Annotated in this window: 19 protein-coding genes and 1 tRNA gene; 12 read left to right on the forward strand and 8 right to left on the reverse strand. The window is 72.8% G+C overall.

What is annotated here, in order from left to right; translation table 11 throughout:
- Window positions 1-49: 49 nt before the first annotated feature.
- The 5 genes from eno (at window position 50) to AB0K43_RS17850 (ending at window position 5375) form a co-directional block, all read left to right on the forward strand.
- Window positions 50-1336 carry a phosphopyruvate hydratase gene (gene eno / locus AB0K43_RS17830; protein WP_363640688.1) on the forward strand — a complete coding sequence of 429 codons (1287 nt, stop codon included), beginning with the start codon at window positions 50-52 and terminating at the stop codon, window positions 1334-1336.
- A gap of 169 nt (window positions 1337-1505) precedes the next feature.
- The gene (locus AB0K43_RS17835) at window positions 1506-1994 is read left to right on the forward strand and encodes a septum formation initiator family protein (RefSeq protein ID WP_363640690.1); all 489 of its coding nucleotides are present in this window, start codon (window positions 1506-1508) and stop codon (window positions 1992-1994) included.
- The gene (locus tag AB0K43_RS17840; protein WP_363640692.1) at window positions 1994-2629 is read left to right on the forward strand and encodes a DUF501 domain-containing protein; all 636 of its coding nucleotides are present in this window, start codon (window positions 1994-1996) and stop codon (window positions 2627-2629) included. Before AB0K43_RS17835 ends, AB0K43_RS17840 begins: the two co-directional genes overlap by 1 nt.
- A complete protein-coding gene (locus AB0K43_RS17845; protein ID WP_363640694.1) occupies window positions 2626-3567 on the forward strand; it encodes a Ppx/GppA phosphatase family protein in 942 nt (313 codons plus the stop codon). The genes AB0K43_RS17840 and AB0K43_RS17845 overlap by 4 nt, the downstream gene beginning before the upstream one ends.
- 428 nt (window positions 3568-3995) lie before the next feature.
- The gene (locus tag AB0K43_RS17850) at window positions 3996-5375 is read left to right on the forward strand and encodes an NAD(P)/FAD-dependent oxidoreductase (RefSeq protein WP_363640696.1); all 1380 of its coding nucleotides are present in this window, start codon (window positions 3996-3998) and stop codon (window positions 5373-5375) included.
- A 224-nt stretch (window positions 5376-5599) separates the two neighbouring features.
- Here the strand turns inward: AB0K43_RS17850 and AB0K43_RS17855 are convergent, their stop codons facing one another.
- Window positions 5600-8161, reverse strand: coding sequence for an FtsX-like permease family protein (locus AB0K43_RS17855; protein ID WP_363640698.1), 2562 nt, complete (start codon window positions 8159-8161; stop codon window positions 5600-5602).
- An 81-nt stretch (window positions 8162-8242) separates the two neighbouring features.
- A complete protein-coding gene (locus AB0K43_RS17860) occupies window positions 8243-8992 on the reverse strand; it encodes an ABC transporter ATP-binding protein (RefSeq protein ID WP_363640771.1) in 750 nt (249 codons plus the stop codon).
- 343 nt (window positions 8993-9335) lie between these two features.
- Between AB0K43_RS17860 and AB0K43_RS17865 the strand changes: the two genes are divergently transcribed.
- The 3 genes from AB0K43_RS17865 to AB0K43_RS17875 all read left to right on the forward strand — a co-directional run bounded on the left by AB0K43_RS17865 (window position 9336) and on the right by AB0K43_RS17875 (window position 10812).
- Window positions 9336-9420, forward strand: a tRNA-Leu gene (locus AB0K43_RS17865).
- A gap of 118 nt (window positions 9421-9538) precedes the next feature.
- A complete protein-coding gene (locus AB0K43_RS17870; protein ID WP_363640700.1) occupies window positions 9539-10414 on the forward strand; it encodes a Bax inhibitor-1/YccA family protein in 876 nt (291 codons plus the stop codon).
- Window positions 10415-10491: 77 nt separating this feature from the next.
- On the forward strand, window positions 10492-10812 hold the full coding sequence (locus tag AB0K43_RS17875) for a hypothetical protein (RefSeq protein ID WP_363640702.1): 321 nt from the start codon (window positions 10492-10494) through the stop codon (window positions 10810-10812).
- A 97-nt stretch (window positions 10813-10909) separates the two neighbouring features.
- Here AB0K43_RS17875 and AB0K43_RS17880 read toward each other — a convergent pair whose 3' ends face one another.
- The 3 genes from AB0K43_RS17880 to AB0K43_RS17890 form a co-directional block, all read right to left on the reverse strand.
- Window positions 10910-11851 (reverse strand): hypothetical protein, encoded by a 942-nt coding sequence (locus tag AB0K43_RS17880; protein WP_363640704.1) that lies wholly within the window; start codon window positions 11849-11851, stop codon window positions 10910-10912.
- 278 nt (window positions 11852-12129) lie between these two features.
- A complete protein-coding gene (locus AB0K43_RS17885; RefSeq protein WP_363640706.1) occupies window positions 12130-13350 on the reverse strand; it encodes an acetyl-CoA C-acetyltransferase in 1221 nt (406 codons plus the stop codon).
- A gap of 84 nt (window positions 13351-13434) precedes the next feature.
- Window positions 13435-14496: an SGNH/GDSL hydrolase family protein gene (locus AB0K43_RS17890; protein WP_363640708.1), complete on the reverse strand. Its 1062-nt coding sequence runs from the start codon at window positions 14494-14496 to the stop codon at window positions 13435-13437.
- A gap of 160 nt (window positions 14497-14656) precedes the next feature.
- Here AB0K43_RS17890 and AB0K43_RS17895 point away from each other — a divergent pair, with 160 nt between their 5' ends.
- From AB0K43_RS17895 to AB0K43_RS17910, 4 genes are all read left to right on the forward strand, one after another.
- Window positions 14657-16057: a cystathionine beta-synthase gene (locus AB0K43_RS17895; protein WP_363640710.1), complete on the forward strand. Its 1401-nt coding sequence runs from the start codon at window positions 14657-14659 to the stop codon at window positions 16055-16057.
- 537 nt (window positions 16058-16594) lie between these two features.
- Window positions 16595-16921, forward strand: coding sequence for a hypothetical protein (locus AB0K43_RS17900; protein ID WP_363640712.1), 327 nt, complete (start codon window positions 16595-16597; stop codon window positions 16919-16921).
- A 196-nt stretch (window positions 16922-17117) separates the two neighbouring features.
- On the forward strand, window positions 17118-18401 hold the full coding sequence (locus AB0K43_RS17905) for an Ig-like domain-containing protein (RefSeq protein WP_363640714.1): 1284 nt from the start codon (window positions 17118-17120) through the stop codon (window positions 18399-18401).
- A 126-nt stretch (window positions 18402-18527) separates the two neighbouring features.
- Window positions 18528-19583 carry an NAD(P)/FAD-dependent oxidoreductase gene (locus tag AB0K43_RS17910; protein WP_363640716.1) on the forward strand — a complete coding sequence of 352 codons (1056 nt, stop codon included), beginning with the start codon at window positions 18528-18530 and terminating at the stop codon, window positions 19581-19583.
- A gap of 63 nt (window positions 19584-19646) precedes the next feature.
- Here AB0K43_RS17910 and AB0K43_RS17915 read toward each other — a convergent pair whose 3' ends face one another.
- The 3 genes from AB0K43_RS17915 to AB0K43_RS17925 are packed head-to-tail and all read right to left on the reverse strand — an operon-like array spanning window position 19647 to window position 22437.
- Complete coding sequence (locus AB0K43_RS17915) at window positions 19647-20564, reverse strand: hypothetical protein (RefSeq protein ID WP_363640718.1); 918 nt, start codon at window positions 20562-20564, stop codon at window positions 19647-19649.
- Window positions 20527-20772, reverse strand: coding sequence for a hypothetical protein (locus AB0K43_RS17920; protein ID WP_363640720.1), 246 nt, complete (start codon window positions 20770-20772; stop codon window positions 20527-20529). The genes AB0K43_RS17915 and AB0K43_RS17920 overlap by 38 nt, the downstream gene beginning before the upstream one ends.
- Before the next feature lie 18 nt (window positions 20773-20790).
- The gene (locus AB0K43_RS17925) at window positions 20791-22437 is read right to left on the reverse strand and encodes a M48 family metalloprotease (protein WP_363640722.1); all 1647 of its coding nucleotides are present in this window, start codon (window positions 22435-22437) and stop codon (window positions 20791-20793) included.
- Between the last annotated feature and the right edge of the window lie 75 nt (window positions 22438-22512).

A 22512-nucleotide genomic window follows, 5' to 3' on the forward strand; every position in this document is an offset into this window, starting at 1 on the left:
GCTCTGGTCGTAAACGACAACACATCCCGCTTCCGCAAGGAGATGCCTCGTGCCGTCCATTGATGTCGTCGTAGCCCGTGAGATTCTCGACTCGCGCGGCAACCCCACGGTCGAGGTCGAGGTCGGGCTCGACGACGGCAGCACGGGCCGTGCCGCCGTCCCGTCCGGTGCCTCCACCGGCGCGTTCGAGGCCCTCGAGCTGCGTGACGGTGACAAGAACCGCTACTTCGGCAAGGGCGTCGAGAAGGCCGTCCTGGCCGTCATCGAGCAGATCGGCCCGGAGCTGGTCGGCTACGACGCCACCGAGCAGCGCCTGATCGACCAGGCCATGCTCGACCTGGACGCCACCCCGGACAAGTCCTCGCTCGGCGCCAACGCCATCCTCGGCGTCTCCCTCGCCGTCGCGCACGCCGCCTCCGAGGCCTCCGACCTGCCGCTGTTCCGCTACCTCGGTGGCCCGAACGCGCACGTGCTGCCCGTCCCGATGATGAACATCCTCAACGGTGGTTCGCACGCGGACTCCAACGTGGACATCCAGGAGTTCATGATCGCTCCGATCGGCGCGGAGTCCTTCTCCGAGGCCGTCCGCTGGGGCGTCGAGGTCTACCACACGCTCAAGGGCGTGCTGAAGGAGCGCGGCCTGTCCACCGGCCTCGGCGACGAGGGCGGCTTCGCGCCGAACCTCGACTCGAACCGCGAGGCGCTCGACCTCATCACCGAGGCGATCAAGAAGGCCGGCTACACCCCGGGCAAGGACGTCGCGCTGGCCCTGGACGTCGCCGCCTCCGAGTTCCACCAGGACGGCTCGTACCAGTTCGAGGGCAAGGCGATCTCCTCCGCCGAGCTCATCGACTACTACGCCGAGCTGGTCGCCGCGTACCCGCTGGTCTCCATCGAGGACCCGCTGGACGAGTCGGACTGGGACGGCTGGAAGGCCATGACCGACAAGCTCGGCGACAAGGTCCAGCTGGTCGGTGACGACCTGTTCGTCACCAACCCGGAGCGCCTGCGCCGCGGCATCGAGTCCGGCACCGCCAACGCGCTGCTGGTCAAGGTCAACCAGATCGGCTCGCTGACCGAGACCCTGGACGCCGTGGAGCTGGCCCAGCGCAACGGCTACCGCTGCATGATGTCGCACCGCTCCGGCGAGACCGAGGACGTCACCATCGCCGACCTCGCCGTCGCCACCAACTGCGGCCAGATCAAGACCGGCGCCCCGGCCCGCTCCGAGCGCGTCGCCAAGTACAACCAGCTGCTGCGCATCGAGGAGATCCTCGACGACGCCGCCGAGTACGCCGGCCGCGGGGCGTTCCCCCGCTTCCGCGCAGCGGAGTAACAAGCACGGTCGCGCAGCGGAATAACCAGCACGGTCGCGCAGCGGAGTAACCAGCACCGCCGGCGGCGGAGTAACCAGCACCGCTGACACACGGCCGTTGCACCTGGGCCCCGGTCCTCACCCCGTAGGGTGGGGGCCGGGGCACCAGTGTTCGCAGGAGGGGTACGAGATGGCCAGGTGGAGGATTCCGGGGCTCGCGGCGCGGCCGCGGTTCACCAGCCGGGCCACCGTCCTCGTGCTCGTCCTGTGCTCGCTGGTGGCGATACTCGCCTACCCCGCGCGGCAGTTCATCGCGCAGCGCTCCGAGCTGGCCGAGCAGCGGGCCCAGGCCGAGCAGGTCCGGCAGCAGGTCGAGCAGCTCACCCGCGACCGGGCCCGCTGGCAGGACCCGGAGTACGTGAAGGCGCAGGCCCGCGAGCGGCTGCACTATGCGCTGCCGGGCGACACGCCGTTCGTGTCGGTGGACCCGTCGCCCTCGGCGACCGTCAAGTCCTCCTCGACCGGTGCGGCGCCCGCCACCCAGGCGAAGGCCTTCAAGCCCTGGTACGCCGGTTTCTGGGAGTCGGTCGACCTGGCCGACGCCGCCCCGCGCCCGGCCCCGCCCGCCGCCGAAGCACACCCCCCTCACCCCCGCCCCTCACCGAAGACAGACCGCTGATGACCACTGAGCACACCCCCGTCGCCGACTCCGACGTCGCCGCCATCGCCGCCCAGCTCGGCCGCGTTCCGCGCGGCCTGCGCGGGGTCGCCCACCGCTGCCCGTGCGGCAACCCGGACGTCGTGGAGACGGCGCCCCGGCTGCCGGACGGCACCCCGTTCCCGACGCTCTACTACCTGACCTGCCCCAAGGCGGCCTCGCTGATCGGCACCCTGGAGGCGGACGGGGTGATGAAGGAGCAGACGGCCCGGCTGGCCGAGGACCCGGAGCTGGCCGCCGCGTACCAGCAGGCGCACGAGGACTACATCGCGCGGCGGGACGCGATCGAGGTGCTGGAGGGCTTCCCGAGCGCGGGCGGCATGCCGGACCGGGTGAAGTGCCTGCACGTGCTGGTCGGCCACTCGCTGGCGGCCGGGCCCGGGGTGAACCCGCTGGGCGACGAGGCGATCGGCATGCTGGAGGACTGGTGGGCCAAGGGGCCCTGCGTCTCCCCGGCCGAGGTCGAGGCGAGCGCCGCCCGGGTCGCCGAGCAGCGGGCGGCCGCCGAGGACCACGAGGCCGTGATCGCGGCCAAGGAGCAGAAGGCCGCCGAGCGCGCCGCCAAGCGGGCCCGGGTCGAGGGGGAGGACCAGTGACCGTCAGCAGGGTTGCCGCGATCGACTGCGGCACCAACTCCATCCGGCTGCTGATCGCGGACCTGGACCCCGCGACCGGCGAGATCACCGACCTGGACCGCCGGATGGTCATCAACCGGCTCGGCCAGGGCGTGGACAGCACCGGCCGGCTGGCGCCCGAGGCGCTGGAGCGGACCTTCGCGGCCTGCCGCGAGTACGCCGCGCTGATCACCGCGCACGGCGTCGGCCCGGACCGGATCCGGCTGACCGCCACCAGCGCCTCCCGGGACGCCGAGAACGCCGAGGAGTTCACCGCCGGGGTCCGGGAGATCCTGGGCGTCGAGCCGGAGGTGATCACCGGCGAGGAGGAGGCCCACCTGTCCTTCCTCGGCGCCACCAAGGAGCTCGCCGGCACCGACCTGCCGACCCCCTACCTGGTCGTCGACCTGGGCGGTGGCTCCACCGAGTTCGTGCTGGGCATCCAGGACGTGCAGGCGGCCCGCTCGGTGGACATCGGCTGCGTCCGGATGACCGAGCGGCACTTCACCTCCGCCGAGCTGCCGACGCTGGGTCAGATCTCCCGGGCCAAGGCGGACATCAGGGCAGCGCTGGACCTGGCCGCCGAGAGCGTCCCGCTGGACGCCGCCGGCACCCTGGTCGGCGTCGCGGGCACCGTCACCACCGTGGCCGGCATCGTGCTGGAGCTGCCCGCGTACGACTCCGAGCGGATCCACCACAGCCGGCTGACCCTCGACCAGGTGCGCGAGGTGACCGGCCGCCTGCTCAGCTCCACCCACGCCGAGCGGGCGGCGATCCCGGTGATGCACCCGGGCCGGGTCGACGTGATCGCGGCCGGCGCCCTGGTGCTGCTGGAGGTCATGGAGCGGACCGGCGCCGCCGACCTGGTGGTCAGCGAGCACGACATCCTGGACGGGATCGCCTGGAGTATTGCCTCCTGAGCCCACTCACCCCTTACCGAATCGGCCCCGGGACGGCATCCGCCGCCCCGGGGCCGAGGTCTTGGGGGCGTGTCGCGAGAAAGTTCGTGAATTTCTTCACATGGCGATCCAGCCTTTCGACGCACCTGCCGGCCCGCTACGTCCGATATGCGGGACCGAAGGCCGGGTCGCCGGATCCTCCAGCGGATCCCAGGCGGGCCCTCCGGATCGCCGATGGAATCGAAACGATGCCCGGGAACCCCCGTCCGGCCCGGATCGTTGCTGCTCAGCGAGGCCGCTGCCCGCGCGGCGCTCACCGCCCGACGGATCCGGCCGTGAGGCGCACCGTCGGGGCCCCCGATGTGGCGGCGTAGTGTAGCAGAGGGTGTCCAGAGGTCTGTGACGGGCCTCACGAAGGGCGCTCCGGGCGGGGGTGGATACTTTCCGATATGAGCACCACGGAGCGTCCTCGCATCCTCATTGTCGGCGGTGGTTACGTCGGCCTGTATGCCGCGATGCGCATCCTCAAGAAGATGCGTTATGGCGAAGCGACCGTCACGGTCGTGGACCCGCGGCCGTACATGACGTACCTGCCCTTCCTCCCCGAGGCGGCCGGCGGCAACGTCGCGCCTCGCAACCTCGTCGCCCCGCTGCGCAGCGCCCTGAAGAAGGCGGAGGTGCTCACCGGTGCGGTCACCGGTGTGGACCACGCCCGCAAGGTCGCCACCATCCAGCCCGCGGCCGGCGACCCGTACGAGCTGCCCTTCGAGTACCTGGTCGTCGCGACCGGCTCGGTCTCCCGCACCTTCCCGATCCCCGGTCTCGCCGAGCACGGCATCGGCATGAAGACGGTCGAGGAGGCGATCAGCCTCCGCAACCACGTCATGGCGCAGCTGGACAAGGCCGAGTCCACCACGGACGAGGCGATCCGCCGCAAGGCCCTGACCTTCGTGGTGATCGGCGGCGGTTTCGCCGGCGTCGAGACCATCGCCGAGGTCGAGGACATGGCCCGCGACGCGGCGAAGATCTACAAGACCGTCAGCCGCGAGGACATGCGTTTCATCCTCGTCGAGGCGGCCAACCGGATCCTCCCCGAGATGGGCCCGGACCTCGGTCTGTGGACCAAGGAGAAGCTCGAAGAGCGCAACATCGAGATCTACATCGAGACCTCGATGGACTCCTGCGTCGACCAGCACGTGGTGCTGAAGAACGGCGTCGAGGCGGACGCCTCCACCATCGTGTGGACGGCTGGCGTGAAGCCGAACCCGGTGCTGGCCAACTTCGGCCTCCCGCTGGGCCCGCGCGGCCACGTGGACACCGCCCCGACCCTGCAGGTCAAGGGCTTCGACTACGTCTGGTCGGCCGGCGACAACGCCCAGGTGCCGGACCTCGCCGTCGGCGAGGGCGCCTGGTGCCCGCCGAACGCCCAGCACGCGGTCCGTCAGGCGATCGTGCTCGGTGACAACGTCATCTCGGGCATGCGCGGCTTCCCGCAGGCCGAGTACAAGCACAAGAACCTCGGTGCGGTCGCCGGTCTCGGCCTGCACAAGGGCGTGGCGATCCTCTTCGGCAAGTACAAGCTGAAGGGCCGTCCGGCCTGGTGGTTCCACCGCCTGTACCACGGCAGCCGGGTGCCGACCATGAACCGCAAGATCCGGGTCTTCACCGACTGGACGCTGGCGATGTTCCTCAAGCGCGAGACCGTGGGCCTTGCCGAGATGGAGAAGCCGTTCGTGGCGTTCCAGGAGGCTGCCGGTCCGGCCCCCAAGATCGTCGCGCAGGCCGCTCCGGCCGCTCCGGCCGAGAAGGAGCTCGCGGCCAGCAAGTAAGCGACCAGATCCGGGCGCCTTGACGCCCGGGTACGAGTCGGAGGCTCTCCGCCCGGCAGTGTCGCCGGACCACGACCTCCGTGGTGCTCAGCCGGCAGTGCGACCGGGCGGAGTACAGAAGTCCGAACAAGTGGCGAAGCAGAAGGCCCCCGGCCGACTCCCACCCTCCGTGGGGGGTCGGCCGGGGGCCTTCTGGTGTGCCCGCCCGGACAATCCGTCCTGGTTCAGTCCGTCTTGATGCTGGTCAGGATGTCGAGCTTGGCGGCCCGGCGGGCCGGCCAGATGGCGGCGAACATGCCGACCAGGCCGGCCAGGGCCAGGAAGAGCAGCATCTTGCCGTAGGGGATCACGGTCACCAGGCCGGGGAGGTCACCGGCCAGGGTGCGGTTGGAGGCCCAGGCCAGGAAGCAGCCGAGCAGGACGCCGATCACCGCGCCGAAGAGCGAGATCACCACCGACTCCAGCCGGACCATCTGCTTGATCCCGCGCCGGTCCAGCCCGATCGCCCGCAGCATGCCGATCTCCCGCTTCCGCTCGAACACCGACATCGCCAGGGTGTTGACCACCCCGAGCACCGCGACCACCACGGACATGCCCAGCAGGCCGTACATCATGTTCAGCGCGAAGGCGATGGCCCGGCTGGACTCGTCCCGCATGTCCTGCTTGCTCTTGACCTCGATCACCGGGTTGCTGCCGGTGGCGTCCTTGACCGACTGCTTGAGCGCGGCCGTCGCACCGTCCTTGCCCTTCACCAGGATCTCGGTGACGTAGGGCTGTTCGAGGTGCGCGCGGATCCCGGAGTCGGCGATCAGGACCGGGGCGAGCATGTCGGTCTTGCGGAACACGCCGCCGACCGTGACGGTGCCGCTGCGGTCGTCGTCGTAGGCCACCGTGAGGGTGGAGCCGACCGAGGCACCGGCGCTCTTCGCCACCTCGGTGTCGATCAGGACCTTGCCCTGCTTGAGCGAGTCGGCCGAGCCGCTCTGCATGCCCGGCGCGACCAGCTGGTCGAAGGTGTCGGCGTCGAAGCCGTTGACCGACCAGGGCTCGCCGTTGAAGGTCCAGAAGGCGTTGGTGACCGGGCTGGAGGCGGCCACGCCGGGGGCCTTGGCGATCGCCTTGGCCAGCTCCGGGGAGAGGTCGCCGCGGGTGGCCATGGCCACGTCGTAGTCGGCCTTCATGGTACCGGTGACCGACCGGTCGACCGCGTCGTTCACCGAGGCGCCGAGCACCGTCATGGCGCTGACCAGGGTCAGGCCGATGGTGAGCGCGGCGGCGGTGGCCGCCGTCCGGCGGGGGTTGCGCACCGCGTTGCGCCGGGCGAGCTTGCCGGGGGTGCCGGCCAGCCTGGCGAGCAGCGGGCCCACCAGGGCGATCACCGGGCGGGAGAGCAGCGGCAGCAGGACGAATATGCCGATCATGGTGAGCGGCGCACCGCCCTCGATCATGGACCGCCCGCCTGCCTTGCCGGCCCGGGCGCCGGCCAGGATCAGCGCCAGGCCGCCGGCCGTGATCAGCGAGCCGATCGTGTTGCGGACGATCAGACCCTTCTGGGTGGTCGGCTGGTCGCCACTGCTCATCGCGGCGACCGGGGGGATCCGGGAGGCCCGGACCGCCGGCAGCACCGCGGAGAGCACGGTGACCAGCACGCCGACCGACAGGGCGGTGATCACGGTGGCCGGTGCGATCACCAGCGAGCCGGTGGGCATGCCCGGGCTGAGCGTGGTGATCAGCGCCTGCATCCCGGCGCCGATCCCGACGCCGGCCACCAGGCCGGCCACCGAGGCGGTGGCGCCGATCAGCAGCGCCTCGACCAGCACCGAGCCGGTGACCTGGCCGCGGGCGGCACCGACCGCGCGCAGCAGGGCGAGCTCCTTGATGCGCTGGGCGATCAGCATGCTGAAGGTGTTGGCGATGATGAAGATGCCGACGAAGAGCGAGATCGCGGCGAAGACCAGCAGCATGGTCTTCATCGCGCTGGTGGAGGCGGCGATGTCCCTGGTCTGCTCGTCCGTCAGCTGACGGCCGGTCTCCAGGGCGAACTTGGTGTCCGCGGGGAGCTTGCCGCGGACGGCGGTGAGCAGCGCGGACTCGTCGGCGCCCGGCTTGGCGGTCAGCACCACGCTGCTGTACCGGCCGGGGGTGAGCAGGGTCTGCTGGGCGGTGGCGGTGTCCATCAGGACCAGCGTGCCGCCGGAGGTGACGGTGGGGTCGTCGGTGGTGAACACGCCGGTGAGGGTGGCGTTGACGGCCGGGCCGTTGCCGGCGATCCGGACGGTGTCGCCGACCTTGAAGCCGTTGTCCTCGGCGGTGGTGCGGTCCAGGGCGATCTCGGTGCCGCTCTTCGGGCCGCGGCCCTCGACCAGCGGGTACCGGGAGTCCTGGCCGCTCGCGCCGGGGACGAAGTTGGCCCCCTGGGCGCTCCAGGCCTGGCCGATCAGGTTGCCCTTCTTGTCGGCCACGCCGGTGAAGCCGGACACCACGCCGCGGGCCTGCTGGACGCCCGGCAGTGCGCCGAGCTCCCGCACGGTCGCGTCGGTGAGGGTGGCCGCGCCCTGCTCGCCGCGCTGGTCGGCCCGGACCACGAGGGCGCCGGCCGCCCGGTCGGACACCAGCACCGACACGTCGGAGTAGCTCTTGGAGTAGCTGTTCTTCATGGCCTGGCCGAGCGTGTCGGAGAAGACCATGGTGCCGGCGACGAACGCGGTGCCGAGCATGATGGCGAGCGCGGTCATCAACAGACGGCCCTTGTGGGCCAGCACGTTGCGCAGTGCGGTGCGGTACATGGTGGGTGTCGCGTCCTGGGAGTCGGTGGGCGGCCTGCGGCCGGTGGGCCTGGGCTCGGTGGGGCGGTGGGTGACCGAGGGTCAGCTGGTGCGGCCCTTGGCGTCGAAGCGGCGCATCCGGTCCAGGACGGTGTCGGCGGTGGGGTGGGCGAGCTCGTCGACGATGCGGCCGTCGGCGAGGAAGACCACGCGGTCGGCGTAGGAGGCGGCGACCGGGTCGTGGGTGACCATGACGACGGTCTGGCCGAGCTCGCGCACGGAGTTGCGCAGGAAGGAGAGGATCTCGGCGCCGGAGCGGGAGTCGAGGTTGCCGGTGGGCTCGTCGGCGAAGACGATGTCGGGCTTGGAGGCCAGCGCCCGGGCGCAGGCCACCCGCTGCTGCTGGCCGCCGGAGAGCTGGCTGGGGCGGTGGCTGAGGCGGCCGGAGAGGCCGACGGTGTCGACCACGCGCTCCAGCCACTGCTGGTCGTGCTTGCGGCCGGCGATGTCCATCGGGAGGGTGATGTTCTCCAGCGCCGTCAGGGTCGGCAGCAGGTTGAAGGCCTGGAAGACGAAGCCGATCCGGTCGCGGCGCAGCTGGGTGAGGCGGCGGTCGTTCAGCCCGACCAGCTCGACGTCGCCGATGGTGGCGGAGCCGGAGGAGACCGTGTCCAGCCCGGCCATGCAGTGCATCAGGGTCGACTTGCCGGAGCCGGAGGGCCCCATGATCGCGGTGAACTCGCCCTGGCCGAAGGCCACGCTGACGTTGTCCAGCGCCACCACCTGGGTCTCGCCCTCGCCGTAGACCTTGTTGAGGCCCACCGCCCGGGCTGCGGCGGTGGTGGTGGTCATGGTGCTCACGGAGGGCTCCTATCGGGAGGGCGGGCGGGGCGGCCGGGCAGCTGGCTCGACCGGTACTCCATGCTCTGCCGGGCCCACCCCGGTTTCCGTCGCTCCGGCGGACGGTTGGTCACACCACCGCTGGGCGTACACGGGACCGTCACTCTCCTCCTGCGGTATGACACGACCCCTGAGGCCGACCGGTGGCCGATAACAGTGCATCGGTTGGCCGGATCGCGAACGGTTCGTCAGATGGCAAGGAAGCATGACAACTTCCGGGGCCGGGAACATGCGAAACGGGGAGTCGGGCGACTAGGCTCAGGGCGTGGCCCGACGAGGGGCGGGAGCGGTTCACGCCCGGGTGGTGGAACGCAGACACGGGCAGCTTAAAACTGCTTGGCCGGAAGGCCGTGCCGGTTCGAGTCCGGCTCCGGGCACCAGCTCCGCCGCCTCGACGCCGTGAGAGATCATCCTCGCGGCGTACGCGCATCCCTTTGCCAAGACATTACTCTGGTCCGGTGGTGGGCGGTGCCGTGCCGCCCCCCGGAGGGAATGAGCATGAGAAGCAGCAATCCGGTCTTCTCGCGGGAGGGGTCCTTCACCCGCGACACCGGCTACGCCGGGTTCAACACCGCGCAGCAGCCCAGCGGTGCGAACGCGTACGCCAACAACCCCTACGCCAACAACCCTTACGGACAGCAGCCCCACGGCGGCGAGCTCACCGGCGAGCAGCTGACCGAGCTGTACCAGGCGCCCTCGGCGGGCCCGCTGGACACCGGCCGGATGACCATGGACGACGTGGTCGCGCGGACGGCGCTCACCCTGCTGACGCTGGTCGCCGCCGGCGCGGTGGCCTGGTTCACCGTCCCGGTGGGCAACTTCGGGCTGGCGATCGGCGCCTCGCTGGTCGCGTTCGTGGTCGGCCTGGTGATCACCTTCAAGCGGAGCGTCAGCCCGCCGCTGATCCTGGCCTACGCCGGGCTGGAGGGCTTCGCGCTCGGGGTGATCTCCAAGGCCTTCGAGACGATGTGGGACGGCATCGTCATCCAGGCGGTGCTGGGCACGGCGGCGGTCTTCGCCGCGATGCTCATCGCCTACCGCAGCGGCCGGATCCGGGTCACCCCGCGCTTCGCCCGGATCGGCATCGCGATGGCCATGGGCTTCGTGATCCTGACGATGATCAACTCGGTGGCCTGGATGCTCGGTGCGGACCTGGGGCTGCGCTCCGGCCCGCTGGGCATCGTGGTGGGCCTGATCGGGATCGCGCTCGGTGCCTTCTTCCTGGCGCTGGACTTCGCCGAGATCGAGGCGGGCATCCGCGGCGGCGCCCCGCAGCGGGAGTCCTGGCGGGCCGCCTTCGGGCTGACCCTCTCGCTGGTCTGGATCTACCTGGAGATGCTCCGGCTGATCGCCATCCTGCGCGGCGACGACTAGCCGTCGGCGCACGCCTTCGCGGGCCCCGGGAGTCTGGTACTCCCGGGGCCCGCGGCGTGTGCGGGTAGCCTCGCTGCATGTCCGAAGCCCTCGCCCTCACCGCCGCCGTCGACCGGCTGGCCGACCGGTTCCGCTCGATGCCGCAGAGCCGCTTGCGCGGCGCCGTCCCCGGCCACGCCTCCCGCGCGGCCGCCGCCCTGGCGCTGGCCGCGCGGCTGGCCGCCACCGCCCTGGAGCTGGAGGGCGAGCCGCCGCGGGCGTTCCCGGCGGCCGGGGACTTCGCGGTCGGCGACCAACTGGCGGTGGCCGGTCACGACCTGGCCGCCGCGACCGGGGACGAGGCGGTGCTGGCCGCCGCGCTGGCCGAGGTGGCGGCCCTGGCCGAGCTGGTGGCCTGACCACGAGGAGCCGGTCCGGAGCCGGCAACGGCCGGGGCCGGTCGGACGCCGTAACCCCATGGCGTCCGACCGGCCCCGGTCGGTGCTGCTGCCGTGCTCAGATGCTGGCGACCACCCGGTCGGCCAGCACGTAGACGGTGTCCTCGTCGGTGGAGAAGGTCAGCGAGTACGAACCGGAGAAGCGCGAGCCGCCGAGCAGCCGGACGTCCTCGCCGGCCCGGACGGCGTCGATCAGCCGGTAGGCCGCCTCCCGGTCGCCGGGGGCCACGCAGAGCGTGGTGCCGTCGGCGAAGGCGTACACGTCCAGGGTGCCGAGCGGGCCGGGGCGGACGTCGGTCAGGCCGATCCGCTCCTCGGCGAGGGCGGCCAGCCGGTCGTCGGTCCACTCGCGGGACGGGGTCGGGCTGGGGATGAAGTCGGGGTGCGAGGGGTGCCGGCGCGGGTCCGGCGCCTGGGCCGGCTCGGTCTCGGCGTCCAGCAGGCCGGCCTCCAGCCCGGTGGCGAGCAGGTCCGCCTCGCGCCGTGCGCGGGCCTCGCCGGTGTCGGCGGGGTGGACCGCGCCGCCGCCGTGCCCGGGGTGGGCCGGCATCGCGGGGTGGCCGCCGCCCTGGGCCGGGCCGCCCTCGTTGATCAGGTCCTCCAGTGCGGAGCGCAGCGCCTCGCCGAAGGCCGGGTCCATGGTGCCGGCGTTGCCGGTGGTGTCCGCGGCCTCCTCCGGTCCGGTCGGCCGCGGGAAGAACAGCGGCCACTCCTCGCCGACGCTGGTGAAGGGGGCGTCGAACAGCGGGGCGTCCTCGGCCGCCCTGGCTTCCTGCTCGGCCCAGAACGCCCGGGCCTCGGAGATCTCCCGCTCCCGGTCGGCCGCGAGGGCCTCGGTCACGGCGCGGCGTATGACGGCCTCGTCGAGCACGGCCGGGCCGGCGGTGGTGGCGGGGGCGGCCGACCCGTCCAACCGCCGTGCGACACGGCGGAGCTGGAACAGGACGGCGGTCGACAGGGAGATCAGGATCAGCAGCAGGACGGTGTAGACGGCGCTCACGGAACGTACTCCTTGCGAGGAGTGGAACGGGGTTACGTCTCCACACTGCCGCATGAAAGCCCGATGCTGCAGTGGCTGATGTCCGATTTGTCTGTGACTTTCCTCCTTGTCCTCAAATTGTTAGGTAATACCGTTCTACGCTGTGCAGTTGATCGATTCCGGAGTGTCGACGAAACCGGCCGGATCGACAACGGGAAGGGCCGGATCGCACGCGAAGTGTGATCCGGCCCTCAATTACGCACGGTGAGTCCGAACGGGTGGCCGGGCCCCCGCCGCGGTCAGCTGAGCCGCTCGATGACCATCGCCATGCCCTGGCCGCCGCCGACGCACATGGTCTCCAGGCCGAACTGCTTGTCGTGCCACTGAAGGGAGTTGATCAGCGTGGTGGTGATCCGGGCGCCGGTCATGCCGAAGGGGTGGCCGACCGCGATCGCGCCGCCGTTGACGTTGAGCCGGTCCAGGTCGATGCCGAGGTCGCGGTAGGACGGGATGACCTGGGCGGCGAAGGCCTCGTTTATCTCGACCAGGTCGATGTCGCCGATCGACAGGCCGGCACGCTTCAGCGCCTGCCGGGAGGCCTCGACCGGGCCGTAGCCCATGATCTCGGGGGAGAGTCCGCTGACGCCGGTGGAGACCACCCGGGCCAGCGGGGTGATGCCGAGCTCGCGGGCCTTGGTGTCGGACATGATCACCAGGGCGGCGGCGCCGTCGTTCAGCGGGCAGCAGTTACCGGCGGTCACGGTGCCGTCGGGGCGGAACACCGGCTTGAGGCCCGAGACGGCCTCCAGGGTGACCCCGGCCCGGGGGCCGTCGTCGGCGGAGACCACGGTGCCGTCGGGGGTGGTGACCGGGGTGATCTCGCGCTGCCAGAAGCCGGCCTTGATGGCGGCCTCGGCCAGGTTCTGCGAGCGGACACCGAACGCGTCCTGGTCGGCCCGGGTGACGCCCTTGAGCGCGGCCAGATTCTCGGCGGTCTGCCCCATCGCGATGTAGGCGTCCGGGACGAGCCCGTCCTCGCGCGGGTCGTGCCACTCGCCGCCGCCCTCCTCGGCGCGCTTGGCCGTCCGGGCGAGCGCGTCGTCGAAGAACGGGTTGAGGGTGCCGGGCATGCCGTCCGAGGTGCCGTTGACGCTGCGCGAGACGGTCTCGACACCGGCCGAGATGAAGACGTCGCCCTCGCCGGCCTTGATCGCGTGCAGTGCCATCCGGGTGGTCTGCAGCGAGGAGGAGCAGTACCGGGTGATGGTGGCGCCCGGGAGGTAGTCCATGCCCATCTGGACCGCCACGATCCGGGCCAGGTTGTGGCCCTGCTCGCCGCCGGGCAGGCCGCAGCCCAGCATCAGGTCGTCGATCTGGCGCGGGTCCAGCTCGGGCACCTTGGCGAGCGCGGCGCCGATGATCTGTGCGGTCAGGTCGTCCGGCCGGACGTCCTTGAGCGAGCCCTTGAAGGCCCGGCCGATCGGCGAACGGGCGGCGCTGACGATGACGGCTTCGGGCATGGTGTGCTCCTCGCTGCGTGTCCTGGGTGTCGAGCGCCCACCGGGCAGGGCGGGGCGCGAGGGGCGCTCGGAGGAAAGTTACCGCTAAGTAGCTCCGGCGTCACCCGCCCCCGGGTGTGAGTTGGCCGACGCGGACTCCGGCTCCGGCGTGCTGCCCGCCCCGGGCAGCCCGAGCCGCAGCCGGTGCCGCAGCTGGGCCCAGCGCCGGGCGCCCTCGGGGCCGACCGCGACCACCTCGGTGCCCGACTGCCCGGCCGCCGCGGCGGCCGCCACGGCCACCGGCAGCACCGCGTCGCCCTGCACCGGCGCGGCCGGTCCTGCCTCCTGCGGCCACAGGCCCAGTGCCGCGCAGAGCGAGGGCAGCAGGGCCATCGCCGCCGTCGCGTAGCCCTGGGCGGACGGGTGGTAGCGGTCCGCCGCGAACATCTCCGGCCGGGCGGCGAACTCCGGGCCGAGCAGCGAGCCCAGCGAGACCGTCCGGCCGCCCGCCTCCACCACCGCGATGGTCTGGGCGGCCGCCAGCTGCCGGCTGACCCGCCGGGCCACCCAGCGCAGCGGCGGCCGCACCGGCTTGATGGTGCCCAGGTCCGGGCAGGTGCCGACGACCACCTCGCAGCCGGCGGCGCGCAGCGCCAGCACCGCGTCCGCGAGCTGGCGCACCGACTGGGAGGCAGGGCTGCGCCGGGTCACGTCGTTGGCGCCGATCATGATCACGGCCAGCTGCGGCCGGTACGGCAGTGCCAGCTCGACCTGCCGGGCCAGGTCCGAGGAGCGGGCGCCCGAGACGGCGACGTTGCGCAGCCGCACCCGGCGCTCGGCCACCGAGGCGAGGCCCGAGGCCAGCAGCGCCCCCGGGGTCTCCTGCCCGCGCGTCACGCCGAGCCCGGCGGCGGTGGAATCCCCGAGGAAGACCAGTCGCAGCGGCGGCCGGACGTCGCCCGGCTCCAGGAACGCCTCCCCGTACACCCCGTCGGCCCGCGGCGCATCGCCGTCCAGCAGGCCGATCGCGCGCACCGCCAGCCGGCTCTCGGTCAGCAGCAGCCCGGCCACGCCCACCCCGAGCAGCCCCAGTCCGCCACCGCCGTAGGCCGCCGCGGTCGCGATCCTGCGGGCCACCCGGGCCCTCGACGCCTGTGCCCCTGGCATCCGGCACCCCCTTGTGCGTACGCCCCGCACGGGCTCGTGCGGCGGCTCCGTACTCCTAGGTACCCGCAGGGACCCGCGTGCTATCGGCGCCCATCGGCCATCCGTGGCCATAGGCTTTCAGTACCCACAGTCACAGAAGCCACAGACCGGGAGGATCCCCGTGCGGTACCACAACTCGATCATTGATCTGGTCGGCAACACACCTCTCGTCAAGCTCAACAAGGTCACCGACGGAATCAGTGCCACGGTGCTGGCGAAGGTGGAGTACTTCAACCCCGGCGGGTCGGTGAAGGACCGGATCGCGATGCGCATGATCGAGGCCGCCGAGGCCTCGGGCGCCCTCAAGCCGGGCGGCACGATCGTCGAGCCCACCTCCGGCAACACGGGCGTGGGCCTGGCGATCGTGGCCCAGCAGAAGGGCTACAAGTGCATCTTCGTCTGCCCTGACAAGGTCTCCACCGACAAGATCAACACGCTCCGGGCCTACGGTGCCGAGGTGGTGGTCTGTCCGACCGCCGTCGCGCCCGAGCACCCGGACTCGTACTACAACGTCTCCGACCGGCTGGTCCGGGAGACCCCGAACGCCTGGAAGCCGGACCAGTACTCCAACCCGGACAACCCGGCCTCGCACTACCACTCCACCGGCCCCGAGCTGTGGGAGCAGACCGACGGGAAGATCACCCACTTCGTCGCGGGCGTCGGCACCGGCGGCACCATCTCCGGCACCGGCCGCTACCTGAAGGACGCCTCCCAGGGTGCCGTCAAGGTGATCGGCGCCGACCCGGAGGGCTCGGTCTACTCCGGCGGCACCGGCCGCCCGTACCTGGTCGAGGGCGTCGGCGAGGACTTCTGGCCGACCGCCTACGACCGCGAGGTCGCGGACGAGATCGTCGCGGTCTCCGACAAGGACTCCTTCCAGATGACCCGCCGCCTGGCCAAGGAGGAGGGGCTGCTGGTCGGCGGCTCCTGCGGGATGGCCGTGGTGGCCGCCCTGGAGGTGGCCCGCCGGCTCGGCCCGGACGACGTGGTCGTGGTGCTGCTGCCGGACGGCGGCCGCGGCTACCTGTCGAAGATCTTCAACGACGACTGGATGGCCGACTACGGCTTCCTGCCCACCGCCGCCGACGAGGCGCACATCGGCGAGGTGCTGGCCCGCAAGGACGCCGTCGAGCACGAGGGCATCCCGCAGTTCGTCCACATGCACCCCACCGAGACGGTCGCGGAGGCCGTCCGGGTGCTGCGCGACTTCGGCGTCTCCCAGATGCCGGTGGTCTCGGCCGGCGCCGGGCACCCGGACATCATGGCCGGCGAGGTGGTCGGCTCGGTGGTCGAGCGCGAGCTGCTGGACGGCCTGTTCGCCCAGCGCATCCAGCTCTCCGACACCCTGGACAGGGTGATGTCCAAGCCGCTGCCGGTGGTCGGCTCCGGCGAGTCGGTGACCAGCCTGATGGCCGTGCTGGAGAAGGCGGACGCGGCCGTGGTGCTGGTCGAGGGCAAGCCGCAGGGCATCGTCACCCGGCAGGACCTGCTGTCCTACCTGACCAGCCGGGCCGGCCACTGACCTCCGGTCAGGGCCCCCGACGGGCCGGACGGGTGAGGATCCGTCGACCGTGGCGGTTGGTACACCGACGTCACGTCCGCGCATCACGTGGTTAACAACCGTCCGGCATCGTATGGGTCAACGGCAAGACGCCGAGCATGGTGGCAGCGGAGGTCGGGAGCGGCTCCCCGGCATCGCAGCCACCACGGACACGTCGGTCGGCCCTGACCCGGCCCACCGTGTCCTGCGCGCGGGGGCTGCCGTCGTCCCGCCCCTGTCCGTCCGGCTTCGGCCGGGCCACAGGGTGTGGTGGCCCCCGCGCCACCCATCGCGCCGAAAGGCGCGTCTCCGCGACTCCCGGGTGGGGGAGCTCGCGGGGGCGGCAGGGCCGGTTCCCGGACTCCGGGGGCCGGCCCTTTCGCATTCCCGGCCCCGCCGGGGGATTTCGCGCTGCCCGGCCCGCGCCGTCCGGGCCCGCCGGGCGATTTCGCGGTGCCCGGCATCCGGGCCCGCCGCCCCCGTTTCCGTGCGGCCCTCCGCTCGCCTACGCTCGCAGGCATGACCAGCACTGATCTTTCCGGGCAGGACACGCCGCGTTACGTCCGCCTCACCATAGAGCTCATCGCGGAGATCACCGATGAGCAGGCCCTGAAGGCCGCCGCACTGGCCCAGGTCGACAGCGACGAGTACCTCGACGACGAGGAGCGGGCCCAGTCCGTCGACGCCATCGAGGTGGACCCGTCGGGTTCGCTCGCCCACTTCGTCGACCCGGTCGCGCTGCTCGGCGAGGTGCCGGGCGTCGAGCTGACCTCGGCCACCTGGGAGTCGGCGATCACCGACTACGACCCGGAGGACGAGACCTGGGAGGAGCACGAGGTGGAGTAGCCCGTCCGGGTCACCCCCCTTGCCGCCGCCCGCCCCGGAGTTGTCCGGGGCGGGCGGCTTTTTCGTTCGTTTGTCCGTTCTGGTGGGATGTTGAGTACTCTCGTACGGTCTCGACCATTTCGCACGGAACCGCATCGGATCGGATTGCGTCGGTTGTAGCCGTAATGTCCCGATATCGAGCAGCAGGGAGTGCCCAGTGACCGGACCGGAGAAGCAGGATCGTCCGCTCGGTGGCCGATGGAGCCGCCGCGGCGTCCTGGGTGGCCTGCTGGGCGCGCCGGTGCTGTTCGTGGCGGCCTGCACCGACAGCAAGGGCGGCAGCGCCCCGAGCGGCCCCAGCGGTGGCGCCGACTCCTCCGGCGGCCCGACGGCCGGCAGCGGGTCGGCCGGCAGCAGCCCGAAGACCTCGGTGGCGAAGATCGCCGTCTTCCCGGTCACCGGCACCACCGACGCCTCCTTCAGCCAGCCGGTCAAGGTCACGGTGGCCGACGGCACCCTGACCTCGGTCGTGCTGGCCGACCTGGCGGGCACCGCGATACCCGGGCGGCTGGCCGCGGACGGGGCCAGCTGGACCTCGACCGGGCAGCTGCGCAGCGGCACCAGGTACACCGTCGCGGTGGCCGCCGTGGACCGGGCCGGCCTGGAGGCGGTCGCCAACACCGGCTTCGCCACCGCCACCCCGGCCAGCACCTTCGTCGGCTACTTCACGCCGGAGGACGGCTCCACGGTCGGTGTCGGGATGCCGGTCTCGATCAGGTTCAACAAGGTGATCACCGACCGCGCGGCGGTCCAGGAGGCCATCACCGTGGTCGCCGAGCCCGGGGTGGAGATCGTCGGCCACTGGTTCAACAGCACCCGGCTGGACTTCCGGCCGCAGCAGTACTGGGCCTCGGGCACCAAGGTGACCCTCAAGCTCCGGCTGAAGGACGTCGAGGGGGCCAAGGGCGTCTTCGGCACCCAGTCCAAGGACGTCACCTTCACCATCGGCCGCAGCCAGACCAGCGTCGCCGACCTCGCCGCGGACACCCTGACGGTGACCACCGACGGCCGGGTGACCGCCTCCTACCCGATCATCGGCGGTGCCCCCGACCACCGGACCTGGGGTGGCAAGCTGGTGATCTCGGAGCAGTTCCAGCAGACCAAGATGGACTCCGCCACGGTGGGGCTCGGCGACGAGTACAACATCCCCGACGTGCCGCACGCCCAGCGCCTGACCACCTCCGGCACCTTCATCCACGGCAACTACTGGTCGCCGGCCTCCCAGTTCGGCCACGCCAACACCAGCCACGGCTGCATCTCGCTGCGGGACGTCCAGGGCGGCACCGACCCGAACACCAACGCGGCCAAGTTCTACAGCAGTTCGCTGATCGGCGACGTGGTCGAGGTGGTCAACTCCGGTGACAAGACGGTCGACCCGGCCAACGGGCTGAACGGCTGGAACATGACCTGGGCCCAGTGGAAGGCCGGCAGCGCGCTCTGACGCCGCCGCCCCGCCGGGGCCGCCGTGCGGGTGTCGAGCTCGGCGGCCTCGCCCGCGCTCAGCACCGGGTCGTGCCCGCCCAGGGCGGCCCCGCGGATGCTCCGGCGGAGAACGGAGGTAGCGAACATGACGGCACCCATCGGACCGAGTCCGTCACCCGCCCGCGCGCGGTGCTACGACGTGGTGGTGATCGGCGCCGGTGCCGCCGGCCTCGGCGCCGCGCTCACCCTGGGGCGGGCCCGGCGCTCGGTCCTGGTGGTCGACGCCGGACGGCCGCGCAACGCCCCGGCCGAGGCCGTGCACGGCTATCTCGGGCTGGAGGGCGTCGCGCCCGCCGACCTGCTGGCCACCGGCCGGGCCGAGGTGCGCCGCTACGGCGGGGAGTTCCTGACCGGCAGCGCGGTGGCGGCCGAGCCCCTCGACACCGGCGGCTTCCGGGTGGCCCTGGCCGGCGGCGCCGCGGTGCGGGCCAGGCGGCTGCTGGTGGCCACCGGCCTGGTCGACGAACTGCCCGAGGTCGCGGGCCTGGCCGAGCTGTGGGGCCGGGACGTGCTGCACTGCCCGTACTGCCACGGCTGGGAGGCGCGCGACCGGGCGATCGGCATCCTGGCGACCGGACCACCGGCGGTCCATCAGGCCCTGCTGTGGCGGCAGTGGAGCGAGCGCGTCACCTACTTCCGGCACACCGGTCCGCGCCCGACCGAGGAGGAGGCCGAGCAACTCGCCGCCCGCGGCATCACGGTGGTGGACGGTGAGGTGACCGCACTGGAGACGGCCGGCGGCCGGCTCACCGGGGTGCGGCTGGCCGACGGCGCGCTGATCGGCTGCCAGGCGCTGGCCGTCGCCCCGCTGCTCACCGCGCGGGCCGGCGTGCTCGCCCCGCTCGGTCTGGAGCCGGCCGGCCAGGAGCTGGGCGGGCAGGTGATCGGCACCCGGCTCGTCGCCGACCCCACCGGTGCCACCGCCGTCCCCGGCGTGTGGGTGGCCGGCAACGTCACCGCCCTCACCGATCAGGTGATCGGCGCGGCGGCGGCGGGGGTGCGGGCCGCCGCGGCGATCAACGCCGACCTGATCGCCGAGGAGACCCGGCTGGCCGTCGCCGCGCACCGCTCGGCGTTCGGCCCGCAGCGCGAGCGCGAGGTGTGCGAGCGCGTCCTCGGCGACCGCCGGCACGGCCTGTGACGCCCGGCCCGGCCCGGCTCGACGGACCTGGCGGGCCCGGCTGGCGTGGCGGGCGTGGCGGTCTCAGCGGGTGGTGGGGGCCGGGGGCCGGCCGGCCTTGTCCCAGCCGGTCGGGGCGCGGGCGCGGATCTCGGTGAAGAGCTCGGCGGGCCGGGCCCGGTACGACCACGGCGGGCTGTCGATCCAGCGGTCGATCAGGCGGAACTGCTCGACGGCCTCGGCCCGGCGGCGGTTGCGGGTCAGGCCGTAGGCCAGCAGGTGCCGCAGGCCGGGCACCCGGGGGTCGTCGGGCTCCACCGTCCGCAGGTCGGCGAGCACCTGGTCCAGGGCCCGCTGCGCCTCGGGCGTGGTCCAGGCGCGGTAGCTGTCCTCGGTGATCTCCAGCTCGTGGACGGCGTCCAGCCGCAGGCCGGACAGCAGGCTCTGCGGCGGCGCCGCGGCGGCGGCCCGCTCGGCGATAGCGGTCATCCGCTCGTGCGAGCCGTGCCACTTGCGGCACCAGTACTGCAGGGCGCTGTGGTGGGCGCCGTAGTGGTACGGATCCCGGGCGACGATCTCCTGCCAGACCCGGTCGAACTCCTCGTGGGACCAGCCGAGCCCCAGCGCGATCGGCAGCTGGGCGGCCCACGGGGTGGGGTCGGCGGGCGCCGGTTCGGCGGCCCGCGCGAAGGCGTCCACGGCCTCGCCCAGGAGGCGGTGGAAGATCTCGAACTGCTCGCGGCCGACCTGCGCGGCCCGCTTGCCGCTGCGCACCGTCCAGGCCACCTCGATCAGCGAGGTCGCGTGCACCAGGGCCGCGTCCGGGGAGTCCGGGTCCGCCGCCTGCCAGGCCCGCAGCCAGCCGTCCTCCTCGGCGGCCTGTTCGGCCAGCACCCAGAGCCGGTGGCCGCGCAGGTTCCAGCCCGACCCGGCCCCGGCGAGGAAGGCCGCGAACGGCTTCCGGTCACCCGCCCGCGTGGCCGCCGTCGCCTCGGCGATCACCGGGGTCCCGGCGTTCGGCGAGGCCGACCGCGTGGTGCTCGGAGTCGGCCGGCAGCCCGAAGGCGGCCGGGGCGGGCCGGGTGGCGGCCGCCGCGGCGCCCGGCCTCGCGGCGCGGCGCATGGCGTACCAGCGGCGCTTGGCGTACCAGGGGTAGAACCTGATGCCGATGATGATCAGCAGCGGGATGATCACGAGCAGACGTGCCATGGCAGGAGCCTTCGCGGTTCAGCCGGCGACCGGCGCGAGGCCGGCGGCCACGAGCAGGGAGCGGAGCGGGGCGGTGTCGGGGGTGTCGGCGACCACCGCGTCCAGCGCGGCGTCGAAGGTCTCGGCCATGCCCTCGGGCAGCACCAGCGCGGGCGCCGCCGACCAGGACAGCTCCCAGCGGGCCAGCCCCGACTCGGCCAGCGCCAGGACGACCAGCCGGGCCGTCCCGGCCCGCAGCGCGGGGCGCAGGAACTCGCGCGCGGCCCGGCCGGTCGCGGCGGTGGCCGCCGCGCTCCTCGGCAACCGCTCGGCGAGCTGCCGGCCCTCGCCCCGGTCGACGGCGTCGAGCAGCGCGTCCACGGTGCCGGGCAGGCCGGAGCCGGTCAGCGCGCGCAGGATCGGCTGGGCGGCCTCCCGGGCGTGCGCCAGGTGGCTCTCGGCGACCAGCTCCGGCCAGTCGACCCGGCGCTTGGTGGCGGCCTCGGGCACCAGGGTGACCGCCTCCAGCTCGGCCAGCGTCCGCTCCGGCTCGTGCAGCACGTCCAGCGCCGGGCCGGCACCCTCGGTGCCGCGGCCGTCGGCCGGCAGGGCCTCGATCGCGGCGACCCGCTGGGCGATCGGCGGGTGCGAGTCGTACGGGTCGGCCTCCCGCTCGGGCAGGGCGAGGCCCATCGCGGCCAGCTCCGCGCGGCGCCCGGGGTCGGCCAGCAGCTTGGCGAAGCCGCCGTAGACCTGGCCGGGGGCGGGCAGCAGCCCGGCGTCCCAGCCGAGGGTGGCGTAGGCGCCGAGGTAGAAGTTCTGCGCGGCGACCAGGGTGGGGATCTTGCGCAGCGCCGAGGCGGTGGCGTCCCGGCCGGCGATCTCGGCGGCGGCCCGGTCGGCGGCGTACTCCTGGCGGCGGCCGACCGACTCGGAGACCCGGAAGTACAACCGGGCGTACCGGGTGAACAGGCGGGCCAGCACCCGCTGGACGCCGCCGTCGCCCGCACTGCGGTCCTTCGGCTGCTTGCCCCGGGCCAGCCGGTCCTCGGCCTCGGCCCGGAGCTCGGCGGCGTCCTCGGCCTGCTGCCGGTCGGCCCGCTCGTGCAGGGTGCCGATGGTGTGCACGATCGCGGTGCGGCCGGCCACGGTGATACCGGCCAGCCGGACGTCCTGGTTGCTGTAGTGGCCGAACTCGTGCGCCAGGACGGCGTCCAGCTCCGCCTCGGTGAGCCCGATCAGCAGCGGGACACCGATCTCCAGGTGCCGCTTGCCCGGGATCAGGCCGAGCAGCCTGGTGTCCTCGCGGACGGCCGCGTTCACCTCGGCGGTCAGCCGGATCTCCGCCGGCCCGCGGACCCCGGTCCGCTCGGCGAGCCGGTCGACCCGGGCCCACAGCGCGGGCTGCTCGGCCCGGCCGACCAGCAGCCCGCCGCTCTCGCCGCCCTTGGGGCGCCTGGTCAGGAAGACCACCCGGAGCACCGGGTAGATCACCACCGCGGTGAGTGCCCAGATCTTGAACAGGGCCGGCCGCAGGTGGTCGGAGCCGAGGTAGAGCGCGAGGTCGAGGCCGAGCAGGCCGAGCACGATGGCGGCGGCGAGCAGGTAGAAGCCGAGCAGCAGCGCCACGGCCTGGACGGCCCTGCCCGAGGTGGACAGGCCGGCGGTTTGCTGGGTCGCGACCATGCGCGTCCACCCCCGAGAAGACGATGACCAGCCAATCTGATCATGTGTGCAACGGGTGCAGATCGTAGCGGCGCG

The sequence above is a fragment of the Kitasatospora sp. NPDC049258 genome (genome assembly GCF_040678895.1).
Lineage (GTDB): Bacteria > Actinomycetota > Actinomycetes > Streptomycetales > Streptomycetaceae > Kitasatospora.

Excerpts from the sequence above, each read along its gene's own strand:
- AB0K43_RS17855 (WP_363640698.1), bottom strand. The coding sequence starts at position 8,161 with ATGTACCGCACCGCACTGCGCAACGTGCTGGCCCACAAGGGCCGTCTG.
- AB0K43_RS17870 (WP_363640700.1), top strand. The coding sequence starts at position 9,539 with ATGAGAAGCAGCAATCCGGTCTTCTCGCGGGAGGGGTCCTTCACCCGC.
- AB0K43_RS17860 (WP_363640771.1), bottom strand. The coding sequence starts at position 8,992 with ATGACCACCACCACCGCCGCAGCCCGGGCGGTGGGCCTCAACAAGGTC.
- AB0K43_RS17850 (WP_363640696.1), top strand. The coding sequence starts at position 3,996 with ATGAGCACCACGGAGCGTCCTCGCATCCTCATTGTCGGCGGTGGTTAC.
- AB0K43_RS17840 (WP_363640692.1), top strand. The coding sequence starts at position 1,994 with ATGACCACTGAGCACACCCCCGTCGCCGACTCCGACGTCGCCGCCATC.
- AB0K43_RS17885 (WP_363640706.1), bottom strand. The coding sequence starts at position 13,350 with ATGCCCGAAGCCGTCATCGTCAGCGCCGCCCGTTCGCCGATCGGCCGG.
- AB0K43_RS17875 (WP_363640702.1), top strand. The coding sequence starts at position 10,492 with ATGTCCGAAGCCCTCGCCCTCACCGCCGCCGTCGACCGGCTGGCCGAC.
- AB0K43_RS17900 (WP_363640712.1), top strand. The coding sequence starts at position 16,595 with ATGACCAGCACTGATCTTTCCGGGCAGGACACGCCGCGTTACGTCCGC.
- AB0K43_RS17910 (WP_363640716.1), top strand. The coding sequence starts at position 18,528 with ATGACGGCACCCATCGGACCGAGTCCGTCACCCGCCCGCGCGCGGTGC.
- AB0K43_RS17920 (WP_363640720.1), bottom strand. The coding sequence starts at position 20,772 with ATGGCACGTCTGCTCGTGATCATCCCGCTGCTGATCATCATCGGCATC.
- AB0K43_RS17890 (WP_363640708.1), bottom strand. The coding sequence starts at position 14,496 with ATGCCAGGGGCACAGGCGTCGAGGGCCCGGGTGGCCCGCAGGATCGCG.
- AB0K43_RS17925 (WP_363640722.1), bottom strand. The coding sequence starts at position 22,437 with ATGGTCGCGACCCAGCAAACCGCCGGCCTGTCCACCTCGGGCAGGGCC.
- AB0K43_RS17835 (WP_363640690.1), top strand. The coding sequence starts at position 1,506 with ATGGCCAGGTGGAGGATTCCGGGGCTCGCGGCGCGGCCGCGGTTCACC.